The 16,558-nt window shown below is 68.1% G+C and carries 20 protein-coding genes; 9 read left to right on the forward strand and 11 right to left on the reverse strand.

Features of this window, described 5'->3' with window-relative positions:
• Nucleotides 1-3: 3 nt before the first annotated feature.
• Both J2728_RS21750 and J2728_RS21755 read right to left on the reverse strand, forming a co-directional pair.
• Nucleotides 4-600, reverse strand: a complete 597-nt coding sequence (locus tag J2728_RS21750; protein WP_310002281.1) for a DUF3052 domain-containing protein — start codon at nt 598-600, stop codon at nt 4-6.
• Nucleotides 601-602: 2 nt separating this feature from the next.
• On the reverse strand, nt 603-1,406 hold the full coding sequence (locus tag J2728_RS21755) for a crotonase/enoyl-CoA hydratase family protein (RefSeq protein ID WP_310002282.1): 804 nt from the start codon (nt 1,404-1,406) through the stop codon (nt 603-605).
• Nucleotides 1,407-1,700: 294 nt separating this feature from the next.
• Here J2728_RS21755 and J2728_RS21760 point away from each other — a divergent pair, with 294 nt between their 5' ends.
• Nucleotides 1,701-2,063, forward strand: a complete 363-nt coding sequence (locus J2728_RS21760) for a response regulator (protein WP_310002283.1) — start codon at nt 1,701-1,703, stop codon at nt 2,061-2,063.
• A gap of 49 nt (nt 2,064-2,112) precedes the next feature.
• The gene (locus J2728_RS21765) at nt 2,113-2,724 is read left to right on the forward strand and encodes a pyridoxamine 5'-phosphate oxidase family protein (protein ID WP_310002284.1); all 612 of its coding nucleotides are present in this window, start codon (nt 2,113-2,115) and stop codon (nt 2,722-2,724) included.
• A gap of 352 nt (nt 2,725-3,076) precedes the next feature.
• Here J2728_RS21765 and dksA read toward each other — a convergent pair whose 3' ends face one another.
• On the reverse strand, nt 3,077-3,505 hold the full coding sequence (gene dksA / locus J2728_RS21770; protein ID WP_099538523.1) for an RNA polymerase-binding protein DksA: 429 nt from the start codon (nt 3,503-3,505) through the stop codon (nt 3,077-3,079).
• A gap of 203 nt (nt 3,506-3,708) precedes the next feature.
• Nucleotides 3,709-4,143 carry a flagellar assembly regulator FliX gene (gene fliX / locus J2728_RS21775; RefSeq protein WP_310002285.1) on the reverse strand — a complete coding sequence of 145 codons (435 nt, stop codon included), beginning with the start codon at nt 4,141-4,143 and terminating at the stop codon, nt 3,709-3,711.
• 219 nt (nt 4,144-4,362) lie between these two features.
• Between fliX and J2728_RS21780 the strand changes: the two genes are divergently transcribed.
• The 3 genes from J2728_RS21780 to J2728_RS21790 are packed head-to-tail and all read left to right on the forward strand — an operon-like array spanning nt 4,363 to nt 6,268.
• Nucleotides 4,363-5,487 (forward strand): flagellar basal body P-ring protein FlgI, encoded by a 1,125-nt coding sequence (locus J2728_RS21780; protein WP_310002287.1) that lies wholly within the window; start codon nt 4,363-4,365, stop codon nt 5,485-5,487.
• The gene (locus J2728_RS21785) at nt 5,487-5,813 is read left to right on the forward strand and encodes a rod-binding protein (RefSeq protein WP_310002289.1); all 327 of its coding nucleotides are present in this window, start codon (nt 5,487-5,489) and stop codon (nt 5,811-5,813) included. The genes J2728_RS21780 and J2728_RS21785 overlap by 1 nt, the downstream gene beginning before the upstream one ends.
• Before the next feature lie 5 nt (nt 5,814-5,818).
• On the forward strand, nt 5,819-6,268 hold the full coding sequence (locus J2728_RS21790; protein ID WP_310002291.1) for a flagellar basal body protein: 450 nt from the start codon (nt 5,819-5,821) through the stop codon (nt 6,266-6,268).
• On the opposite strand, the gene J2728_RS21795 is transcribed toward J2728_RS21790, so the two are convergent.
• Genes J2728_RS21795 through J2728_RS21810 form a run of 4 tightly spaced genes read right to left on the reverse strand, consistent with a single transcriptional unit; the run spans nt 6,265 to nt 9,914 of the window.
• Entirely contained in the window at nt 6,265-6,900 is a 636-nt protein-coding gene (locus J2728_RS21795) for a class I SAM-dependent methyltransferase (protein ID WP_310002293.1), read from the reverse strand. The genes J2728_RS21790 and J2728_RS21795 overlap by 4 nt on opposite strands.
• Nucleotides 6,901-6,918: 18 nt before the next feature.
• Nucleotides 6,919-8,205 carry a DUF3422 domain-containing protein gene (locus J2728_RS21800; RefSeq protein ID WP_310002295.1) on the reverse strand — a complete coding sequence of 429 codons (1,287 nt, stop codon included), beginning with the start codon at nt 8,203-8,205 and terminating at the stop codon, nt 6,919-6,921.
• A gap of 55 nt (nt 8,206-8,260) precedes the next feature.
• Nucleotides 8,261-9,844: an ABC-F family ATP-binding cassette domain-containing protein gene (locus J2728_RS21805; RefSeq protein WP_310002297.1), complete on the reverse strand. Its 1,584-nt coding sequence runs from the start codon at nt 9,842-9,844 to the stop codon at nt 8,261-8,263.
• Nucleotides 9,801-9,914: a hypothetical protein gene (locus J2728_RS21810; protein ID WP_310002334.1), complete on the reverse strand. Its 114-nt coding sequence runs from the start codon at nt 9,912-9,914 to the stop codon at nt 9,801-9,803. Before J2728_RS21810 ends, J2728_RS21805 begins: the two co-directional genes overlap by 44 nt.
• A gap of 124 nt (nt 9,915-10,038) precedes the next feature.
• Here J2728_RS21810 and J2728_RS21815 point away from each other — a divergent pair, with 124 nt between their 5' ends.
• A complete protein-coding gene (locus J2728_RS21815; protein WP_310002298.1) occupies nt 10,039-10,503 on the forward strand; it encodes a DUF1203 domain-containing protein in 465 nt (154 codons plus the stop codon).
• Here the strand turns inward: J2728_RS21815 and J2728_RS21820 are convergent.
• Both J2728_RS21820 and J2728_RS21825 read right to left on the reverse strand, forming a co-directional pair.
• Nucleotides 10,500-10,649, reverse strand: a complete 150-nt coding sequence (locus J2728_RS21820) for a hypothetical protein (protein WP_310002299.1) — start codon at nt 10,647-10,649, stop codon at nt 10,500-10,502. The genes J2728_RS21815 and J2728_RS21820 overlap by 4 nt on opposite strands.
• Before the next feature lie 360 nt (nt 10,650-11,009).
• Nucleotides 11,010-11,171 (reverse strand): hypothetical protein, encoded by a 162-nt coding sequence (locus J2728_RS21825; RefSeq protein ID WP_310002300.1) that lies wholly within the window; start codon nt 11,169-11,171, stop codon nt 11,010-11,012.
• Between the two features lie 281 nt (nt 11,172-11,452).
• Here J2728_RS21825 and uvrA point away from each other — a divergent pair, with 281 nt between their 5' ends.
• Complete coding sequence (uvrA, locus tag J2728_RS21830) at nt 11,453-14,362, forward strand: excinuclease ABC subunit UvrA (RefSeq protein ID WP_310002301.1); 2,910 nt, start codon at nt 11,453-11,455, stop codon at nt 14,360-14,362.
• A gap of 8 nt (nt 14,363-14,370) precedes the next feature.
• Nucleotides 14,371-14,871, forward strand: a complete 501-nt coding sequence (locus J2728_RS21835) for a ClbS/DfsB family four-helix bundle protein (protein WP_310002302.1) — start codon at nt 14,371-14,373, stop codon at nt 14,869-14,871.
• Nucleotides 14,872-14,878: 7 nt separating this feature from the next.
• On the opposite strand, the gene J2728_RS21840 is transcribed toward J2728_RS21835, so the two are convergent.
• On the reverse strand, nt 14,879-15,793 hold the full coding sequence (locus J2728_RS21840; protein ID WP_310002303.1) for a hypothetical protein: 915 nt from the start codon (nt 15,791-15,793) through the stop codon (nt 14,879-14,881).
• A 148-nt stretch (nt 15,794-15,941) separates the two neighbouring features.
• On the opposite strand from J2728_RS21840, the gene J2728_RS21845 reads away from it, so the two are divergent.
• Nucleotides 15,942-16,556, forward strand: coding sequence for a glutathione S-transferase family protein (locus tag J2728_RS21845; RefSeq protein ID WP_310002304.1), 615 nt, complete (start codon nt 15,942-15,944; stop codon nt 16,554-16,556).
• Nucleotides 16,557-16,558: the final 2 nt, after the last annotated feature.

Genomic DNA, 16,558 nt, shown 5'->3' on the forward strand with positions numbered 1-16,558 from the left:
GCGCTAGCCGCCTTTGCGCTTCACGAACCGCAAGGCCGTGTGGGTCCGCGAGAACCCGCACACCTTGGTGTCCGAGAAGCCCATGCCGCGCGCCGCGCCCAGGATGTCGGTGTCCTTGAGCGGCGCGCCCTTGCCCTTCTGAGCGACCACCCAGATCGCGCCCTTGTCGGCCAGCGCGCCCTTCCAGTCGTCCATGCGCTCGAGGTCGGCCAGGTCCTCGGCGGCCAGGAACAGGATGTCGATCCCCTCCTCGGCCTCGACCGGCTCGACGCGCGCGCCCAACTCCTCGAGGAACGCCTCGTCCTCGACGCCGTCGATCACCACCGTCATGCCCGGCTTCACGCCCAGCTTGTCGAGGCGCGAGGGCGGGTTGAGGATGGCGTGGACCCACTTCTCGGCCTGGCCGGGGTCGAGCGTGAAGCGCGTGCCGTCGCTCAGCACCAGGTCATCGCCCTCGACGCGGACGTTCTTCAGGGCGTGACCCTGATAGATGCCGCGATAGGCCCCGCGGAAGATCAGCTTCGGCGGCTCCCACAGCAGCTTGCCCTCGCTCTCGCCGTCGGAGAGCTGCCCCCAGACGCCGCTGGCTTCCTTGCCCATGCTCAAGCGCCCTTGAAGACCGGAGCGCGCTTTTCGAGGATCGCCTCGACGCCTTCCATGTGGTCCTCGGTGTGGTGGGCGATGGCCTGGGCGGCGGCGCTCATTTCCATCAGGGTGTCGTAGCTGGCGGTCTGGCCGTGCTTGAGCAGGCTCTTGGCCATGCGCAGGGCGTGCGGCGGCTGCTGGGCGATCCGCTCGGCCAAGGCCATCGCCTCGCCCATCAGATCGGCGTGCGGCACGGCCTTGCTGACCAGGCCCCACTCGGCCGCCTTGGCCGCGTCGATCACGTCGCCGGTGAACAGCAGCTCGGCCGCGCGGCTCATGCCAATCGTGCGCGGCATCAGCCAGGCGCCGCCGTCGCCGGGGATCAAACCCAGCTTCAGGAAGGTGACGCCGAACTTGGCCGTATCGGCGGCGATGCGGATGTCGGTCATGCAGGCCACGTCGCAGCCCAGGCCGATCGCCGCGCCGTTCACGGCCGCGATCGACGGGACCTCCAGGCCGTAGATCGCCCGCACGATGCGATGGATGTTCTTGCGATAGCCGTCGCGCACCGCCACGCCGTTGCCGGCGAAGGCGCCCTCGCGGGCCTTCATCGCCTTGACGTCGCCGCCGGCCGAGAAGGCCTTGCCCGCGCCCGTCAGGATCACGCAGCGGATCTCCTGGTCGTCGTTGATCGCCTCGCAGGCGGCCGCCACCTGGTCGCCGTCGCCAGGCGCGCCCAGGGCGTTCATCGCGTCGGGGCGGTTCAGGGACAGGATGGCGACGTGGCCGCGCTTCTCGGTCAGAATCAAGGGTTGGGACATCGACGAAGGCGCTCCTGCGGATTTTGTTTGTTTCGTCCTGCATAGAGCCTGTCCGGCTTGGATGGAACCATCTAAACCGGATAAACAGGCTCTAATTCATACACTTAGAGCGCGTTCGCGCCGTTTGGCCGCTCACACTTAAACCCGACGGGCTCTAGCGCGGCTTGACGGTCCATGCAGGCCCCGCCGGGAAGTCACTCAACCAAGGCGGCATTCTCGATCACGAAAACGCGACTGGCGCGCGAGCGCCGACCGTCATTGATATGGCGAGGGACTCGATAGAAAGCAGCGGCAATGACCGTGCACGCAAAGGCCCGACATGTATTGATCATCGAGGATGAAATCCTCGTGGCCTTCGAGGTCGAGGCTCTTCTTGCCGAACAAGGCTTCACCAGCTTCGACATCGCCGATTGCCCAGCCGACGCCTTGGCCCTGGCGGTCGCTCATCCTCCCGACTTGATCACCGCGGACTATCGCATCGTCGGAGGGACTGGCGTCGAGGCCGTGGAGGCCATCCAAAGTCGTCTGGGCCACATTCCGGTCGTCTATGTCACGGGTAACGCCGACCAGCTCAAGGGCCGCTTCAAGCCCATCGTCGACAAGCCGATCTCGCCGCGCCACCTGGCCGAGGCCTGCGCCAGCGCCTTCGCCAGTTGATTTGCCGCCCGCCGACCTCCCTCGTAAGCTCTGGCGGGGAGGACACGCGATGGACATCACCACGATCGAGGCCTTGGAGGCGCTGTATCAGCCCGCCCCCCTCCCGGCCTCCCAGGTCAAGGTCAGCGACCGCATCACCCCGCACTACGCGGCCTTGATCGAAGCCTCGCCGTTCGTGGCCCTGGCCACCGTAGGTCCGGAAGGCCTGGACTGCAGTCCGCGCGGCGACCTGCCCGGCTTCGTCCGCATCGCCGATCCCAAGACCCTGATGCTGCCCGACCGACGCGGCAACAATCGCCTCGACACCCTGCGCAACATCGTCCGCGACCCACGCGTGGCGCTGCTGTTCCTGATCCCCGGTTCGGGCACGACCTTCCGCGTCAACGGCCGCGCCAAGCTGAGCGCCGATCCCGCCCTGCTCGAAAGCTTCGCCGTCGACGGCAAGGCGCCGCGCACGGTGACGGTGATCACGGTCGACGAGGCCTATTTCCAATGCGCCCGCGCCATCGTGCGTTCGGGCCTGTGGAAGGCCGAAAGTCAGATCGACCCGACGACCCTGCCCTCCCCCGGCGCCATGCTGGCGGCCTTCACGGCCGGCGAGGTCGGCGGCGAGGCCTACGACGCGGGCTGGGCCGAGCGGGCGGCCAAGACGCTGTGGTAGGCCGATCCGTCATGGGGTGATCAAGGTTGGCTATGGGTGGATTGCCGCCGTTCCAAATCCCTCTCTCATGGAGAGAGGGAGGGGCCCTCGCCGCAGGCGTGGGAGGGTGAGAGGGTAGGCGAAGCCCGGGGACGGTTCTGGCGCGACTGGGGACTCTGTGCCGGCACGCCGGCTGACGGCGTAACCACTCACCCTCCCAAGCTTCGCTTGGGCCCCTCCCTCTCTCTAAGAGAGAGGGGTTTCGTACAAGGTCCGCAAAGGGTCGAAAGCCGACCTTCCGCCCACCAAACAAAAGCGGCCCCGGAGTTTCCCCCGAGGCCGCTCGAAAACACATAGTCGCCGAAGCGGACGCTTAGTCGTCGCGGTGGACGCGTTCGCGGCGCTCGTGACGCTCCTGGGCTTCCACGCTCATGGTCGCCGTCGGACGGGCTTCCAGGCGGGCGAGGCCGATCGGCTCGCCGGTCTCCTCGCAGTAGCCGTAGGAGCCGTCCTCGACTCGGCGCAGGGCCTGGTCGATCTTGGAGATCAGCTTTCGTTGGCGGTCGCGGGTGCGGAGCTCAAGGGCTCGGTCAGTTTCCGAGGACGCGCGATCGGCGAGATCGGCGTGGTTCTCGGTTTCTTTCTGGAGATGGGTCACCGTCTCGCGAGATTCGCGGAGGATCTCTTCCTTCCAGGCCAGCAACTTGTTCTTGAAATACTCAAGCTGCCGCTCATTCATGAACGGTTCGTCCTCGGAAGGACGGTAATCGGACTTCTCGACTAGAACAGTGGCCGTCTGCATTAACGCCTCACGCCCCAATGAACTCAGCCCTCAAAGGCCGGGTGCTTATACCAAAAGGTGAGCCGCGTTCAATGAACCTCGCATGAAGAGCGAAAACCGCCTTCATCGAGCGTCCCGAACGACGGCATGGACGAGTGTAAAACGCGCGAGAACGCCAAGCGTCGCGGGGCCGGGAAACATTCGCGCATCCGGTCCCCGCCATCTCAGCCGCCCCTGACTTGCAGCTTGGCCAGCTCGACGGCGGCGCGAGTCTCGATCTCGTTGAGCACGCCTTCGAGTCGGGGATCGTCGGTCTTGTCCCGCTGCTCGCGAATCGCGCGCTGGAGGTTGGCCAGCGTCGCGTGCGGGATGTCCCCGTCGATCAGGGCGATTCGCACCTCGCCCAGGATGTCGAGGATATGGTCGGCGCGACGCACCGCCCGCTTCTTGCGCTCCAGGGGATCGCCGACCGCGCCGGCCGCCTGCAGGGCCAAAAGCGCGTCGACCGAGCCGACGCCCGACAGGCCGCCGACCGAGGCCGTGCTGGCCGCGCCGCTGGCGGCGTTGACCGATGGCAGGGAGAAGTTCGAAGCGCCGCCAGAGGACTTGGCTCGGGACGGCCCCGCCGCCCCTACGCCCCCCGTGCTGGAAACCTTCATCCGACAAGCTCCAAAAGCTCAGACACGCGAGTCACTTGTCTCGTCGCACAATCATAGTCGGTTTGCGCGCTTGAAGTATGGTTAATGCCGGGCAGAATCTGCCGCGAGGCGCCGGCCTGACCACCGCCGCGCCGAGAATCCCTTGAGTCACAAGCGCTTGAAACTGGCCCGGTTCTGGCATGGGGCGGCGCGGGGACGTTTCCCCGCAACGGGACTGCCATGCCGCGTTCACTCTTTCGCACCGTTCTTCGCCCGGTTCTGACCGCCCTGGTCGCCGCCTCCGCCCTGGTCGCCGCGCCGGCCTTCGCCAAGTCGCGCATCAAGGACATCGTCGCCTTCGAGGGCGTTCGCGAGAACCAACTGGTCGGCTACGGCGTCGTCGTGGGCCTGAACGGCACCGGCGACTCCCTGCGCAACGCCCCGATGACCAAGCAGAGCCTGGAAGCGATGCTGGAGCGCCAGGGCGTCAACGTCCGCGACGCGACCCTGAACACCAAGAACACCGCCACGGTCATGGTGACGGCCAGCCTGCCGCCCTTCTCGGCCGCCGGTTCGAAGCTGGACGTCACCGTCTCGGCCTTGGGCGACGCCAAGAGCCTGCTGGGCGGCACCCTGCTGGTGACCAGCCTGCAAGGCGCGGACGGCCAGACCTACGCCGTCGCCCAGGGCACGGTGCAGACCGGTTCGATCTCGGCCGGCGGCGCCTCGGGCAGCTCGGTCACCAAGGGCGTGCCGACCGCTGGCCGCATCGCCTCGGGCGGCATCATCGAGCGCGAGACCGGCTTCCAGATGGTCAATATGGACATCCTGCGCATGACCCTGCGCAATCCGGACTTCACCACCGCCCGCCGGATCGCCGACGCCATCAACAAGAAGTTTCCCAGCTGCGCCCAGGCCCAGAACCCGACCATCGTCGCGGTGCGTCCGCCGCCCGGCATGGACATGATCAGCTTCATGACCAACATCGAGAACCTGGAGGTCGAGCCCGACTTCCCGGCCAAGGTGGTGATCGACGAGGTCGCCGGCGTCATCGTCATGGGCGACGACGTGCGCATCAGCCAGGTCGCGATCGCCCAAGGCAACCTGACGATCAGCGTCCAGGAGACCCCGGCGGTCAGCCAGCCGGCCCCGTTCAGCCAGGGTCAAACCGCGATCGTCCCGCAGTCGACGGTCAACGTCGAGGAGGAGAAGGGTAAGAAGCTACTCACCCTGGGCGGCTCGCCCTCGCTCAAGAGCCTGGTCGGCGGCCTGAACGCCCTGGGCGTCACCCCGCGCGACATGATCTCGATCCTGCAGGCCGTGAAGGCCGCGGGCGCCCTGCAAGCCGACATCGAGGTGATGTGATGAGCGCCTTCTCCCTCTCGCCCGTCACGCCCGACGTCGCCACGCTCGGGGCCAAGTCGACCGCGGCCTCGGCCGCCGAGCTGGCCAAGCGCGGCAAGATCAAGGAGACGGCCCAGAACTTCGAGGCCTCGTTCCTGTCGGTGATGATGCAGCAGATGTTCGAGGGCGTGAAAACCTCCGAGCCGTTCGGCGGCGGTCAGGGCGAGGAGATGTTCAAGTCGGTGATGGCCGAGGCGATGGCCAAGCAGGTCACCCGGGCCGGCGGCATCGGCCTGGCCCCCACCGTCGAACGCGAAATGCTGAAGCTTCAGGGCCTGAAGGAGTAACCGCCATGGCCATCGCCGCCGTCGACGCCGACGATCGCGTCCACCAGCTGATCCTGTTGACCGAACGCCTGACAGACCTGATCGCCAAGGAGGCCCAGGCCTTCGAGAACCGTCGACCGCATGAGGCGGCGCAGTACATCGAAGAGACGGCCAAGCTGGCCAATGTCTATCGACACGAGTCGATGCGGGTTCGGGCCAATATCGCCCTGATCGAGGCGGCTCGCCTGGAGCTGCGCCAGCATCTGAAGCGCGCGACCGAGGCCTTCGACGCCGTGCTGGCGCGCCAGGCTCGCGCGGTCGACGCCGCCCGGACGGTCACCGAGGGCCTGGTCCGCGCCGTGGCCGAGGAAATCGCCAACCAACGCGCCGCGCCGGCCACGACCTACGGCGCCGGCGGCATGGTCAATGACCGCCCGGCGATGGGCGCGGCGATCACCCTGAACCGTCGGGCCTAGATCCCGAGCGAGAAGACGGCGGCGTCTCGCGAGACGCCGCTGGGATCGCCGAAGTCGGCGACCGGATACTCCGCCACCATGGCGAGACGGTCGGTCGGAAGATGGGCCCGCCAGGGGTCGCCGATCAGCACCCCCATGCCCGCCGCCGCGCAGCGCTCCAGGAAAGGCGTCACGCTCCGGGCGAGTTCGGGATCGTAGAAGAGATCCCCCACCAGCATCAGATCGACGTCCGCCGGCGGCCCGCCCCGGGTCAGGTCCGCCAACCGCGCCTCCACGATCACCGCGTTTGCCTCGGCGTTGAGGCGCGCGGCGGCGATCGCGTAGGGATCGACGTCGACCGCCAAGGCTCTGGTCGCGCCCGCCTTCATCGCCGCGATCGCCACCAGGCCCGAGCCGGCGCCAAGGTCGAGCACGCGCTTTCCGACGACGGTCTCCGGATGATCGAGCACGTGCCGCGCCAAGGCCAGGCCGCCGCCCCAGCAGCGCGCCCAGTACGGCGAGCCGAAATCGGGATCGGCTTCGGCCAGACGCATCAGCCCGCTTCGCGGACCGGCCCGGTGCAGGCGGATCTCCGGCGCGCCCGAGACGGGCTCCAGTGGCAGGTTCGCCCGGATGAAGGCGTCGATGTCCATCCGCGCTCTATAGGCGCCTTACGGCCGCTCGTCTTCGATCAAGCGCTTCTTGCGCCGATGCAGGCTCGCGGCCACGCCGATCAGCACCAGAGGGACCAGGCCCGCCAGCACCCACTCGCCGCCCGGCCAACCGTGCAGCCAGGGTTTCAGCAGATAGCCCAGCAGACCCAGCACGTAGTAGCCGACGGCGAAGATCGACAGACCCTCGACCAGGCCCTGCAGCTTGGTCTGCAACTGCAGGCTGGCGTCCATGCCGCGCAGGGTCTCCTGGTTCTGGCGGTCCTGGGCCAGGCCCAGCTTGGCGCGCAGCAGATCGCCGCAACGCGCCACGCGCTGGGACAGGTCGTCCAGCCGCCGGTCCGCCGCCTCCCGCGTGCGCATGGCCGGCAGGAGGCGCCGGGCGATGAACTCGCTCATGGTCGAGTGGCCCGGCAGCCGCCGCTCACGCAGGGCCTCCAGGCGGTCGAGCGTCAGCTGGTGGTAAGACTCCGTCGCGCCTCGCCGAAAGCGGCTGGTCGCCGCGCGGGCCTCCACCTCGGCCGACAGCGCCAGGAGGTGGTCGAGCACGCCCTGGCTGTCCTGCCCGGCCGCGAGGTCACCGGTGATCGCCGCCAGCCGCGCCTCGGCGCCATCCAGCCAGGCCAGGGTCTCGCGAGCCGGGGCGAAGCCCAGCAGGGCCAGCTTCCGGTAGTTGCCGATCTCGAGCAGCGTCTGGACCAGGCGCGAGACCTCGTCATTGGCCAGGCCCAGGTTGTGGACGTGAATGCGCCCCGCCCCGCCCTCGCGCAGGCGGAAATCGGTCCAGATCCGCGCCGCGCCGTCGAACACCTCGCACGAGACGCACCGGCGCAGGTCGATGTGGCGGCTGAGCGCGGCGTCGCTGGGCGGCGGATCATCGGCCGCCCCGACGGAAATCTCGACGCCCCGGAACACCTGCCCCGGCGCGCCGTGCAGCCAGAAGAAGCGCTCGTCCGCCTCCGGCTGGAAGCCGAGCTCTTCGCCCAGCGCGCCATAGGCGAACCAGGTCCAGGTCGAGAACTCCTGATGCCGCTCCCACAGCCAGCCCCCGTCGTCGCCGACGCTCACGGCGCGGCCGAGCCCGGCGTCCTGCCCCGGCGCGAACAGCCCGACGAAGGCCGCCTCGGCGTCGCGGTCGGAAGGCTCGACCAGGAACACCCACTGGCGCAGGCGGACCGGCGCCCGGTCCAGCGGCAGCGCCCGCAGGTGCATCAGCTCGCTCAATGTCACCCTCAGCGGGTGGTCCCGACGCTCGTTCATCTCGTCCTCGCCCTGCGTTCGGATCATCGGATCATGCCCAATGTTACCGGTCACATAGTCGTAACGAACTCGAGGCGACGCGTCACGGGCTTTTCAGCGTGATCCGTCGGTCGACGCCGATCGCCTCCAGGAAGTCCTGGTCATGGCTCACCACCAGCAGCGCTCCATCGTATCCGGCCAGCGCCGCCTCGACCGCCCGCACGGAGTCGAGGTCCAGGTGATTGGTCGGCTCGTCCAGGATCAGCAGTTGCGGCGGCGTCGCCGCGCACAGCACGCAAGCCAGGGCGGCGCGCAGGCGCTCTCCCCCGCTGAGCGTGCCGGCGGCCCGCAGGGCGGCGGCGTTGCGGAACAGGAACCGCGCCAGGACCGCGTGGGCGTCGTTCACGCTGGCTCCGGGATTCAGGCGGCGGAAGTTCTCCAGGATCGACTGGTCGTCGTCCAGCAGCGCCGCGCGCTGGTCCAGCAGGGCGAACGGAACCTGGCGCCGAACCTCGCCCGTGCTCGGCGCGAGCTGGCCCGTCGCCAGGCGGATCAAGGTGGTCTTGCCCGAACCGTTCGCTCCCAGAACCGCCAGGCGTTCGGGTCCGGTCATCTGGAACGACAGACCCTCGAAAACGGCCCGCCCGCCCGGCCAGGCGAAGCGCACCGCGTCGAACGTCAGGACCGAGCGTCCCTCCGGCAGGCCGCTGGACGGCAGGTCGAAGCCCAGCACGCGGGCCCGCTCCACCCGCGCCTCGGCGGCGGCGCGGGCGTCCTCGGCCTGGGCGGCCAGCTTGCCCGCTAGCACGCCCTCCTTGGCGCGGCTGGCCTCGGCCCGCTCGGCCATCATCCCCAGCAGGATCTTTGGCGTCCCGCCCCGGTCGGCGAAGCGGCGGCCGTTCGCGTCGCGGCGGTCCTTGCGCTCACGGGCGACCTGGACCTCGCGGGCCACCCGGCGAACCTCGCGCTCGGCATGGTCCAGATCGCGCTGGGCGGCCTCGGCCTCCAGCGCCTTGCGCTCGGCGTAGAGGTCGTAGCCGCCGCCGTAGGACCACGCGCCGAGCGCCGAGAGCTCGACGATCCGATCCATGCCGCGCAGCAGCGACCGGTCGTGGCTGACCACCACCGCCCCGCCGCGCCAGCGGGACAGGATCCGGCCCACCAGCTCCCGCGCCGCCGCGTCGAGATTGTTGGTCGGCTCGTCCAGCAGCAGCACGTCGGGCCGAGCGATCAGCAACCGCGCGAGGCCGGCCCGCGTCGCCTCCCCGCCCGAGAGCGCCGTCGCGGAGCGCTCCGGCGCGAAGTCGCCCAGGCCCACCTCGGCCATGGCTTGTTCAAGCCGCGCGGGCAGATCCCAGTCCGCCTCGGCGAGGTCGGCCTCGTCCCCCTCGCCGCGCTCGATGCGCGCCAGCCGATCCCACGCCTCGCCGACGCCCAGCAGGTCGACGAGCCGCGCGGTGGCGAGGTCGGGTGACTGCTCCAGCATGGCCACCGCGCCGGTGCGCGAGACCGTTCCGGCCAACGGCGGGCGCATGCCGGCGATCAACGCCAGCAAGGTGGACTTGCCCGCGCCGTTGCGACCCACCAGGCCGATGCGCTCGGCCCCGATGGAAAGATCCAGGTTTTCGAAGAGAAGCCGGCCGTCAGGCGTGGCGGCGGAAACGGAATCCAGGGTGACGAAGGACATGCGACCCCACGGTCAGGGAAACGGGAAGGACGAAGCGGTGTTCCGTCTTGCTGATCATGGGAGCCTCCATCGGTGGGATGGCGAGGTGTCTACGCCCGTCGCCGGCAAGCGGCAAGCTGGGCCGAGCGCAAGGATCGGGTGTCTCGCCGAGGCGCGCCGCGCGAGAACGTCGGCGACAAAAAGGAGTTGAAGACATGTCCTACACCGTCACCAGCCTGCCCGCCGAGCCCTTCGCGCCCTTGTTCCAGATGGATGACGAGGCCCTGGCCGCGCGGGGCGCGCGCCGCATGATCGCCGACGCGCCGCTGGGCTTTCCCTGCCGCGTCAGCCTGGACGACGCGCGGCCGGGCGAGACCCTGATCCTGGTCAACTACGAGCACCAGCCGGCGCCGACGCCGTTCCGCGCCAGCCACGCGATCTTCGTGCGCGAAGGCGTCGAGCCCGTCTCGACGGTCGACGAGATACCGCCGGCGTTGAAGCGTCGCCTGCTGTCCCTGCGCGCGTTCGACGCCAGCGGGATGATGCGCGCCGCCGACATGGCCGAGGGCGCGGCGGCGGGGGCCTTGATCGAGCGATTGTTCGAGGATCCGGAGATCGCCTATCTGCACGCCCACTACGCCAAGTGGGGCTGCTACGCGGCGCGGATCGACCGCGCCTAGGGTGTCATGTTGCGCAGGACCCAGAGCAGCGACCCGACGCCGCCCAGGAACACCAGCCCATCGATAATGACCGAACGCGGCTTGCCGGCGTTCAGGGCCTTGAAGGCCTCGCGCTTGGCGTCTTGTTTGGCGGAGTCCTGCGACATGACGAGAGTGTTTCCGACGGCCTCGAGCCCCAGGCCCGATCGCAAACGTTTTCAGAAATCACGCTGAACAGGCGGCTTCGAAAGAAGGTTGAGCAAAAGCGAACGCCCCCAGGATGGGCCAACGCCGTTCGCCCGGAAGGCGGCCCCTATCTCGCCGCCCGACGAGCTATCCGCGCTTATCGCTATGATTTTGTTCGCGAAATCAGTACACTTAGTCGCGTTGTCTGTTCCGGCGTCGCGGTTTGAAGGCGCCCCGCCGTCCGACCGCGACCTGGTGTCGCGGTGGGGGGCTCGCCCTAGGCCTCGTCGACGGGACAGATCACGTGATCCCGTCGAGCCGCCCCGGGGTCGAGAGAACCTCTAGTTCGGCGCCATGCCGCACAGGACCCAAACTAGCGCCCCGACCCCGCTGATGAACACCAGTCCATCGATGACCACCGAACGCGGCTTGGGCGGGCGCAGGGCGTTGAACGCGTCGTGCTTGGCCCCCTGATTGGCGCTCGCGACCTCCTTGTTGGCCATGGCTCCAGTCCCTCTCCGGCGGGCCACAACTCGACCCAAGATGGAGCGATAGACCACCGGTCCTTGAAGAACCTGCTTCCAAACACGGTTTAGGAAGTCCGAATGGCCAGGCTCGAAACGGGCGCCCCGGCGGCCATCCTGCTGACATCCGCTGTCAGCAGAAGCCAGGCCTCGCGCGCGCGACATTTGTTCGCATCTTGTTCTTGTGTTAATTCGCGGTTCGAGCCCTACATATAGCCGCTGCGCCGCCACCAACTGGGCGGCCCAACGTTCCGGAAAACATGGCCGAGCAACTGAACTTCATCCGCGTTCGCGGCGCCCGTGAGCACAATCTCAAGGACGTCAGCGTCGACATCCCCCGTGGCGAGCTGGTCGTGCTGACCGGCCTGTCCGGCTCGGGCAAGTCGTCGCTCGCCTTCGACACGATCTACGCCGAAGGCCAGCGTCGCTACGTGGAAAGCCTGTCGGCCTACGCCCGTCAGTTCCTCGAACTGATGAGCAAGCCAGACGTCGACCTGATCGAGGGCCTGTCGCCCGCGATCTCGATCGAGCAGAAGACCACCAGCCGCAACCCGCGCTCGACCGTCGGCACGGTGACCGAGATCCACGACTACATGCGCCTGCTGTGGGCGCGGGTCGGGGTCCCCTACTCGCCCGCCACCGGCCTGCCGATCGAGAGCCAGACCATCAGCCAGATGGTCGACAAGATCACCGCCCTGCCCGAAGGCACGCGCCTCTACCTGCTGGCCCCCGTCGTTCGCGACCGCAAGGGCGAGTACAAGAAGGAGATCGCCGAGTGGCAGAAGGCCGGCTTCCAGCGGCTGAAGATCGACGGCGAGTTCTATCCGATCGAGGACGCCCCGGCGCTCGACAAGAAGTTCAAGCACGACATCGACGTGGTCGTGGACCGCGTGGTGACAAAGCCCGACATGGAGCAGCGCCTGGCCGACTCCATCGAGCAGGCCCTGCGCCTGGCCGACGGTCTGGCCGTGGCCGAGTTCGCCACCATCGAGGAAGGCGAGAAGGAGCCGAAGCGTATCCTGTTCTCGGAGCGCTTCGCCTGTCCGGTCAGCGGCTTCACGATCGCCGAGATCGAGCCGCGCCTGTTCTCGTTCAACAATCCGGCGGGCGCCTGCCCGGTCTGCGACGGCCTGGGCGCGAAGCTGGCCTTCGACGCGGACCTCGTGATCCCCGACAAGGACAAGAGCCTGCACAAGGGCGCGGTGGCGCCTTGGGCCAAAGGTCCTTCACCGCTCTACACCCAGACCCTGCAGGCCCTGGCGCGGCACTACGGCTTCTCGATGGACGAGCCGTGGCACAAGCTGTCGGCCGACGCCAAGGACGTGGTGCTGAACGGCTCGCGCGGGACCAAGATCAAGTTCGTCTATGACGACAACGCCCGGAAGTACGAGGTCGAAAAGCCCTTCGAGGGCGTGCTGCCGAACCTGGAGCGCCGCTGGCGCGAGACGGACAGCTCGTGGGTCCGTGAAGAGCTAGGCCGCTACCAGTCCGACACCCCGTGCGAGACCTGCCACGGCAAGCGCCTGAAGCCCGAGGCCCTGGCCGTCAAGATCGACGCCAAGGACATCGCCGAAGTCTCCAACCTGGCCATCCGCCCGGCCCGCGACTGGTTCACCGCCCTTGAGGGCAAGCTGACCGACAAGCAGATGGAGATCGCCCGGCGGATCCTGAAGGAGATCAACGATCGCCTGCGGTTCCTGGTCGACGTGGGCCTGGACTATCTGAACCTATCGCGCGGCTCGGGCACGCTGTCGGGCGGCGAGAGCCAGCGCATCCGCCTGGCCAGCCAGATCGGCTCGGGCCTGACCGGCGTGCTCTACGTGCTGGACGAGCCGTCGATCGGCCTGCACCAGCGCGATAACACCCGTCTGCTGACCTCCCTGCAGGGCCTTCGGGACCTGGGCAATTCGGTGCTCGTCGTCGAGCACGATGAAGAAGCGATCCTGACCGCCGACTACGTGATCGACATGGGCCCGGCCGCCGGCGTCCATGGCGGCGAGATCGTCGCCGAGGGCACGCCCGAGCAGATCATGGCCAACCCCAACAGCGTCACCGGCCAGTACCTGACCGGCGCGCGCGAGATCGAGGTGCCCGAACAACGCCGTCCGATCAGCAAGAAGAAGGTGCTGAAGGTCGTCGGCGCGACCGGCAACAACCTCAAGGGCGTCACGGCCGAGATCCCCGTGGGGACCTTCACCTGCATCACCGGCGTGTCGGGCGGCGGCAAGTCGACCTTCACGATCGAGACGCTCTACAAGGCCGCCGCGCGCCGACTGAACAACGCCAGCGACGCCCCCGCCCCGCACGAGCGGATCGAGGGGCTTGAGCACTTCGACAAGGTCATCGACATCGACCAGTCGCCGATCGGCCGCACCCCGCGCTCGAACCCGGCGACCTATACCGGCGCCTTCGGCCCGATCCGCGACTGGTTCGCGGGGCTGCCCGAGAGCAAGGCGCGCGGCTATGGCCCGGGGCGGTTCAGCTTCAACGTCAAGGGCGGCCGCTGCGAGGCCTGCCAGGGCGATGGCGTCATCAAGATCGAGATGCACTTCCTGCCGGACGTCTACGTCACCTGCGACATCTGCAAGGGCAAGCGCTACAACCGCGAGACCCTGGACGTGCTGTTCAAGGGCAAGACGATCGCCGACGTCCTCGACATGACCGTCGAGGAGGCCGCCGACTTCTTCAAGGCCGTGCCGCCGATCCGCGACAAGATGGAGACGCTCAAGCGCGTCGGCCTCAGCTACATCAAGGTCGGCCAGCAGGCCACGACCCTGTCCGGCGGCGAGGCCCAGCGCGTGAAGCTATCCAAGGAGCTTTCGCGCCGCGCCACAGGCCGCACGCTGTACATCCTGGACGAGCCGACCACCGGCCTGCACTTCGAGGACACCAAGAAGCTCTTGGAGGTGCTGCACGAGCTGGCCGACCAGGGCAACACCGTGGTCGTGATCGAGCATAACCTCGACGTCGTGAAGACCGCCGACTGGCTGCTCGACTTCGGTCCCGAGGGCGGCGACGGCGGCGGCGAGATCGTGGCGACCGGCTCGCCTCAGGACGTGGCCAAGGTCGAGGCCAGCTGGACCGGCCGCTACCTGAAGGAGCTGCTGGATCGCCACGAGGAGCGCCGCAAGGCGCGGGTGGCGGATCTCAAGAAGGCCAAGCGGGCTTAGGGACGGCCGTGGCCGTTCCCGCCTCCAAGGCCGAACTGTTGGCCGCGATCGACCTGACGTTCGACAGGCTGATGGCGGACTTGGCCCGGACGCCTCTGGAGCGGGTCGACGAGACCACGCTCCCAGGCCATGCCGCCGGGACGCTGATGAGCCCGGCGGACTTGGTGGCCTATCTGATCGGCTGGAACGAACTGGTCCTGAAATGGCTGGATCGCGATGACCGGGGCCAGCCCGTCGACTTCCCCGAGACGGGCTTTCGGTGGAACCAGTTGGGCCAGCTTGCGGGCAAGTTCTACGCCGACCACGGCGCGCTGGACTGGCCGCGGCGACTGGAGCGGCTGGCCGCGGCCAAGGCGCGCCTGATCGAGACCATATCGGCGCGCTCCGACGCCGAACTTTACGGCCGTCCCTGGTACGACAAATGGACGAAGGGCCGGATGATCCAGCTCAACACGTCGTCGCCGTACGCCAACGCGCGGGGCAGAATCCGCAAGTGGCTGAAGACCTAGCGCCCGCCTACCAAGCGCCAGCGCCCCCCGGAGCCGAGCCGGGCGAGCCGCCCTTCAGCTCGCGATAGATGGTCGGCGCGGGGCCGAACACGATCAGCGTGGTCAGGATCGAGATCAGGCCCGAGAACAACGCCTGGACGACGCCCGCCGGCGTGAAATAGGCCCGCAGCGAGCTGGTGTCGGCGCGCAGCATCTTGCCCGTCGCCGACAAGTCGCCGGAAGCGAGCAGGCCGATCGCCGAGACGATGGTCCAGATCAGCAGCACGACAATGATGCTCATCACGACCGCCAGCAGGTAGGCGCCCAGCAGCGACCAGAAGATTCCCTTGGTCTCCGGAAGCGACTTGAAGATGGTGACCTTCTCGGTCTCGAACGTGACGGCGGGCGCGAACGACAACCGCACGGCCAGATAGATGACCGCGCAGAACGAACCGATCATACCCAACAGCCCCAGGAACGCGCCGGTCGGACCGCCCAGCGCGGCCAGGAAGCCCGAGACCAGCGATCCGGCGAACAGCACACCCGTCAGAATGAGGCTGGTCAGCACCCAAACGGCGGCCTGCCGCAGCTCCTGCTTGCCCAGTCGCAGAAAGGCGAACCGGCTGTCCCCAGGCCGCAGCACCAGGCGATTGAGCGCCGCGAAGATCACGCCGTTGACGATGAGGCTGTAGGGCAGCGACCACAGCATCAGCGGCGTCAGGTCCGCGGCCCGCCGGAAGAACTCTTGCGGATCCGGATTGGTGTTGTCGGAGACGTAGGACATCAGGGCCTCGAGCTTGGGCCCGAAGAACTGGATCGCCAGCACGTTGGAGATGATCGACAGCACGGTCATGACCGCCGCCCAGATGGCGATGGTCTTCAAGTTCTCCCGCACCAGTCGAAAGCCGGAGAAGGCGGCGTCGGAGGCCGAGAACCTGGACATGTCGTACTCTTGCTTTGCGGACTGGCCTTAAGCCCTAACAAGGTTCGCGCCGCTTCGACAGGGCTGATACCGGGTTTTTCGCGCGACCTTGCGATCGGGGCGCCCGCGCCCCTAACATTCGTTTGAAATCATGAATGGGGAGACGCCGATGAAGCTCCATGGCGAGGCCATGCCCGCGCCCAATCCGCGCCGTGTAAGGATCTTCCTGGCCGAGAAGGGGATCGAGGTTCCCGAGGTCCACGTGGGCCTGCGCCAGGGCGGGCACCGCCAGCCCGAGCACCTGGCGCGCAATAGCCTGGGCCAGGTGCCCGTGCTGGAGCTCGACGACGGGACCACGATCAGCGAGACCGTCGCCATCTGCCCCTATTTCGAGGCGCTGCACCCGACGCCGCCCCTGTTCGGGGTGACACCGCTGGAGCAGGCCCAGGTCGAGATGTGGAGCCGCCGCGTCGAGCTGCGCGTGATGGTCCCGGTCGGCATGTTCTGGCGTCACGCCCATCCGTTCACGGCGCACCTGCTGAAGCAGCACCGAGAGTTCGGTGAATCCAATCGCGAGGTCGTCGACAAGATCCTGTTGTGGCTGGACGGCGAGCTGTCCGACGGCCGCCCGTACCTGACCGGCGAGACCTATACGATGGCCGACATCGTGGGCCAGACCACGCTGGACTTCGCCGACTTCATCGGCCTGCCCACGCCCGCCGAGGCGAGAAACGTCCTGGCTTGGCGCGAGCGCATGGCGGCCCGGCCCAGCGCCTCGGCCTGAGC

The sequence above is a fragment of the Caulobacter segnis genome (assembly GCF_031454995.1).
Taxonomy (GTDB): Bacteria; Pseudomonadota; Alphaproteobacteria; order Caulobacterales; family Caulobacteraceae; genus Caulobacter; species Caulobacter segnis_E.

What these genes read in the sequence shown, in the direction of transcription:
- J2728_RS21760 (WP_310002283.1), top strand. Translation starts at nt 1,701, where the DNA reads ATGACCGTGCACGCAAAGGCCCGACATGTATTGATCATCGAGGATGAA.
- J2728_RS21795 (WP_310002293.1), bottom strand. Translation starts at nt 6,900, where the DNA reads ATGGACATCGACGCCTTCATCCGGGCGAACCTGCCACTGGAGCCCGTC.
- J2728_RS21780 (WP_310002287.1), top strand. Translation starts at nt 4,363, where the DNA reads ATGCCGCGTTCACTCTTTCGCACCGTTCTTCGCCCGGTTCTGACCGCC.
- J2728_RS21825 (WP_310002300.1), bottom strand. Translation starts at nt 11,171, where the DNA reads ATGGCCAACAAGGAGGTCGCGAGCGCCAATCAGGGGGCCAAGCACGAC.
- J2728_RS21790 (WP_310002291.1), top strand. Translation starts at nt 5,819, where the DNA reads ATGGCCATCGCCGCCGTCGACGCCGACGATCGCGTCCACCAGCTGATC.
- J2728_RS21755 (WP_310002282.1), bottom strand. Translation starts at nt 1,406, where the DNA reads ATGTCCCAACCCTTGATTCTGACCGAGAAGCGCGGCCACGTCGCCATC.
- J2728_RS21765 (WP_310002284.1), top strand. Translation starts at nt 2,113, where the DNA reads ATGGACATCACCACGATCGAGGCCTTGGAGGCGCTGTATCAGCCCGCC.
- uvrA (WP_310002301.1), top strand. Translation starts at nt 11,453, where the DNA reads ATGGCCGAGCAACTGAACTTCATCCGCGTTCGCGGCGCCCGTGAGCAC.
- J2728_RS21785 (WP_310002289.1), top strand. Translation starts at nt 5,487, where the DNA reads ATGAGCGCCTTCTCCCTCTCGCCCGTCACGCCCGACGTCGCCACGCTC.
- J2728_RS21810 (WP_310002334.1), bottom strand. Translation starts at nt 9,914, where the DNA reads ATGGAGGCTCCCATGATCAGCAAGACGGAACACCGCTTCGTCCTTCCC.
- J2728_RS21800 (WP_310002295.1), bottom strand. Translation starts at nt 8,205, where the DNA reads ATGATCCGAACGCAGGGCGAGGACGAGATGAACGAGCGTCGGGACCAC.
- fliX (WP_310002285.1), bottom strand. Translation starts at nt 4,143, where the DNA reads ATGAAGGTTTCCAGCACGGGGGGCGTAGGGGCGGCGGGGCCGTCCCGA.
- J2728_RS21820 (WP_310002299.1), bottom strand. Translation starts at nt 10,649, where the DNA reads ATGTCGCAGGACTCCGCCAAACAAGACGCCAAGCGCGAGGCCTTCAAG.
- J2728_RS21805 (WP_310002297.1), bottom strand. Translation starts at nt 9,844, where the DNA reads ATGTCCTTCGTCACCCTGGATTCCGTTTCCGCCGCCACGCCTGACGGC.
- J2728_RS21750 (WP_310002281.1), bottom strand. Translation starts at nt 600, where the DNA reads ATGGGCAAGGAAGCCAGCGGCGTCTGGGGGCAGCTCTCCGACGGCGAG.
- dksA (WP_099538523.1), bottom strand. Translation starts at nt 3,505, where the DNA reads ATGCAGACGGCCACTGTTCTAGTCGAGAAGTCCGATTACCGTCCTTCC.
- J2728_RS21845 (WP_310002304.1), top strand. Translation starts at nt 15,942, where the DNA reads ATGAAGCTCCATGGCGAGGCCATGCCCGCGCCCAATCCGCGCCGTGTA.
- J2728_RS21840 (WP_310002303.1), bottom strand. Translation starts at nt 15,793, where the DNA reads ATGTCCAGGTTCTCGGCCTCCGACGCCGCCTTCTCCGGCTTTCGACTG.
- J2728_RS21815 (WP_310002298.1), top strand. Translation starts at nt 10,039, where the DNA reads ATGTCCTACACCGTCACCAGCCTGCCCGCCGAGCCCTTCGCGCCCTTG.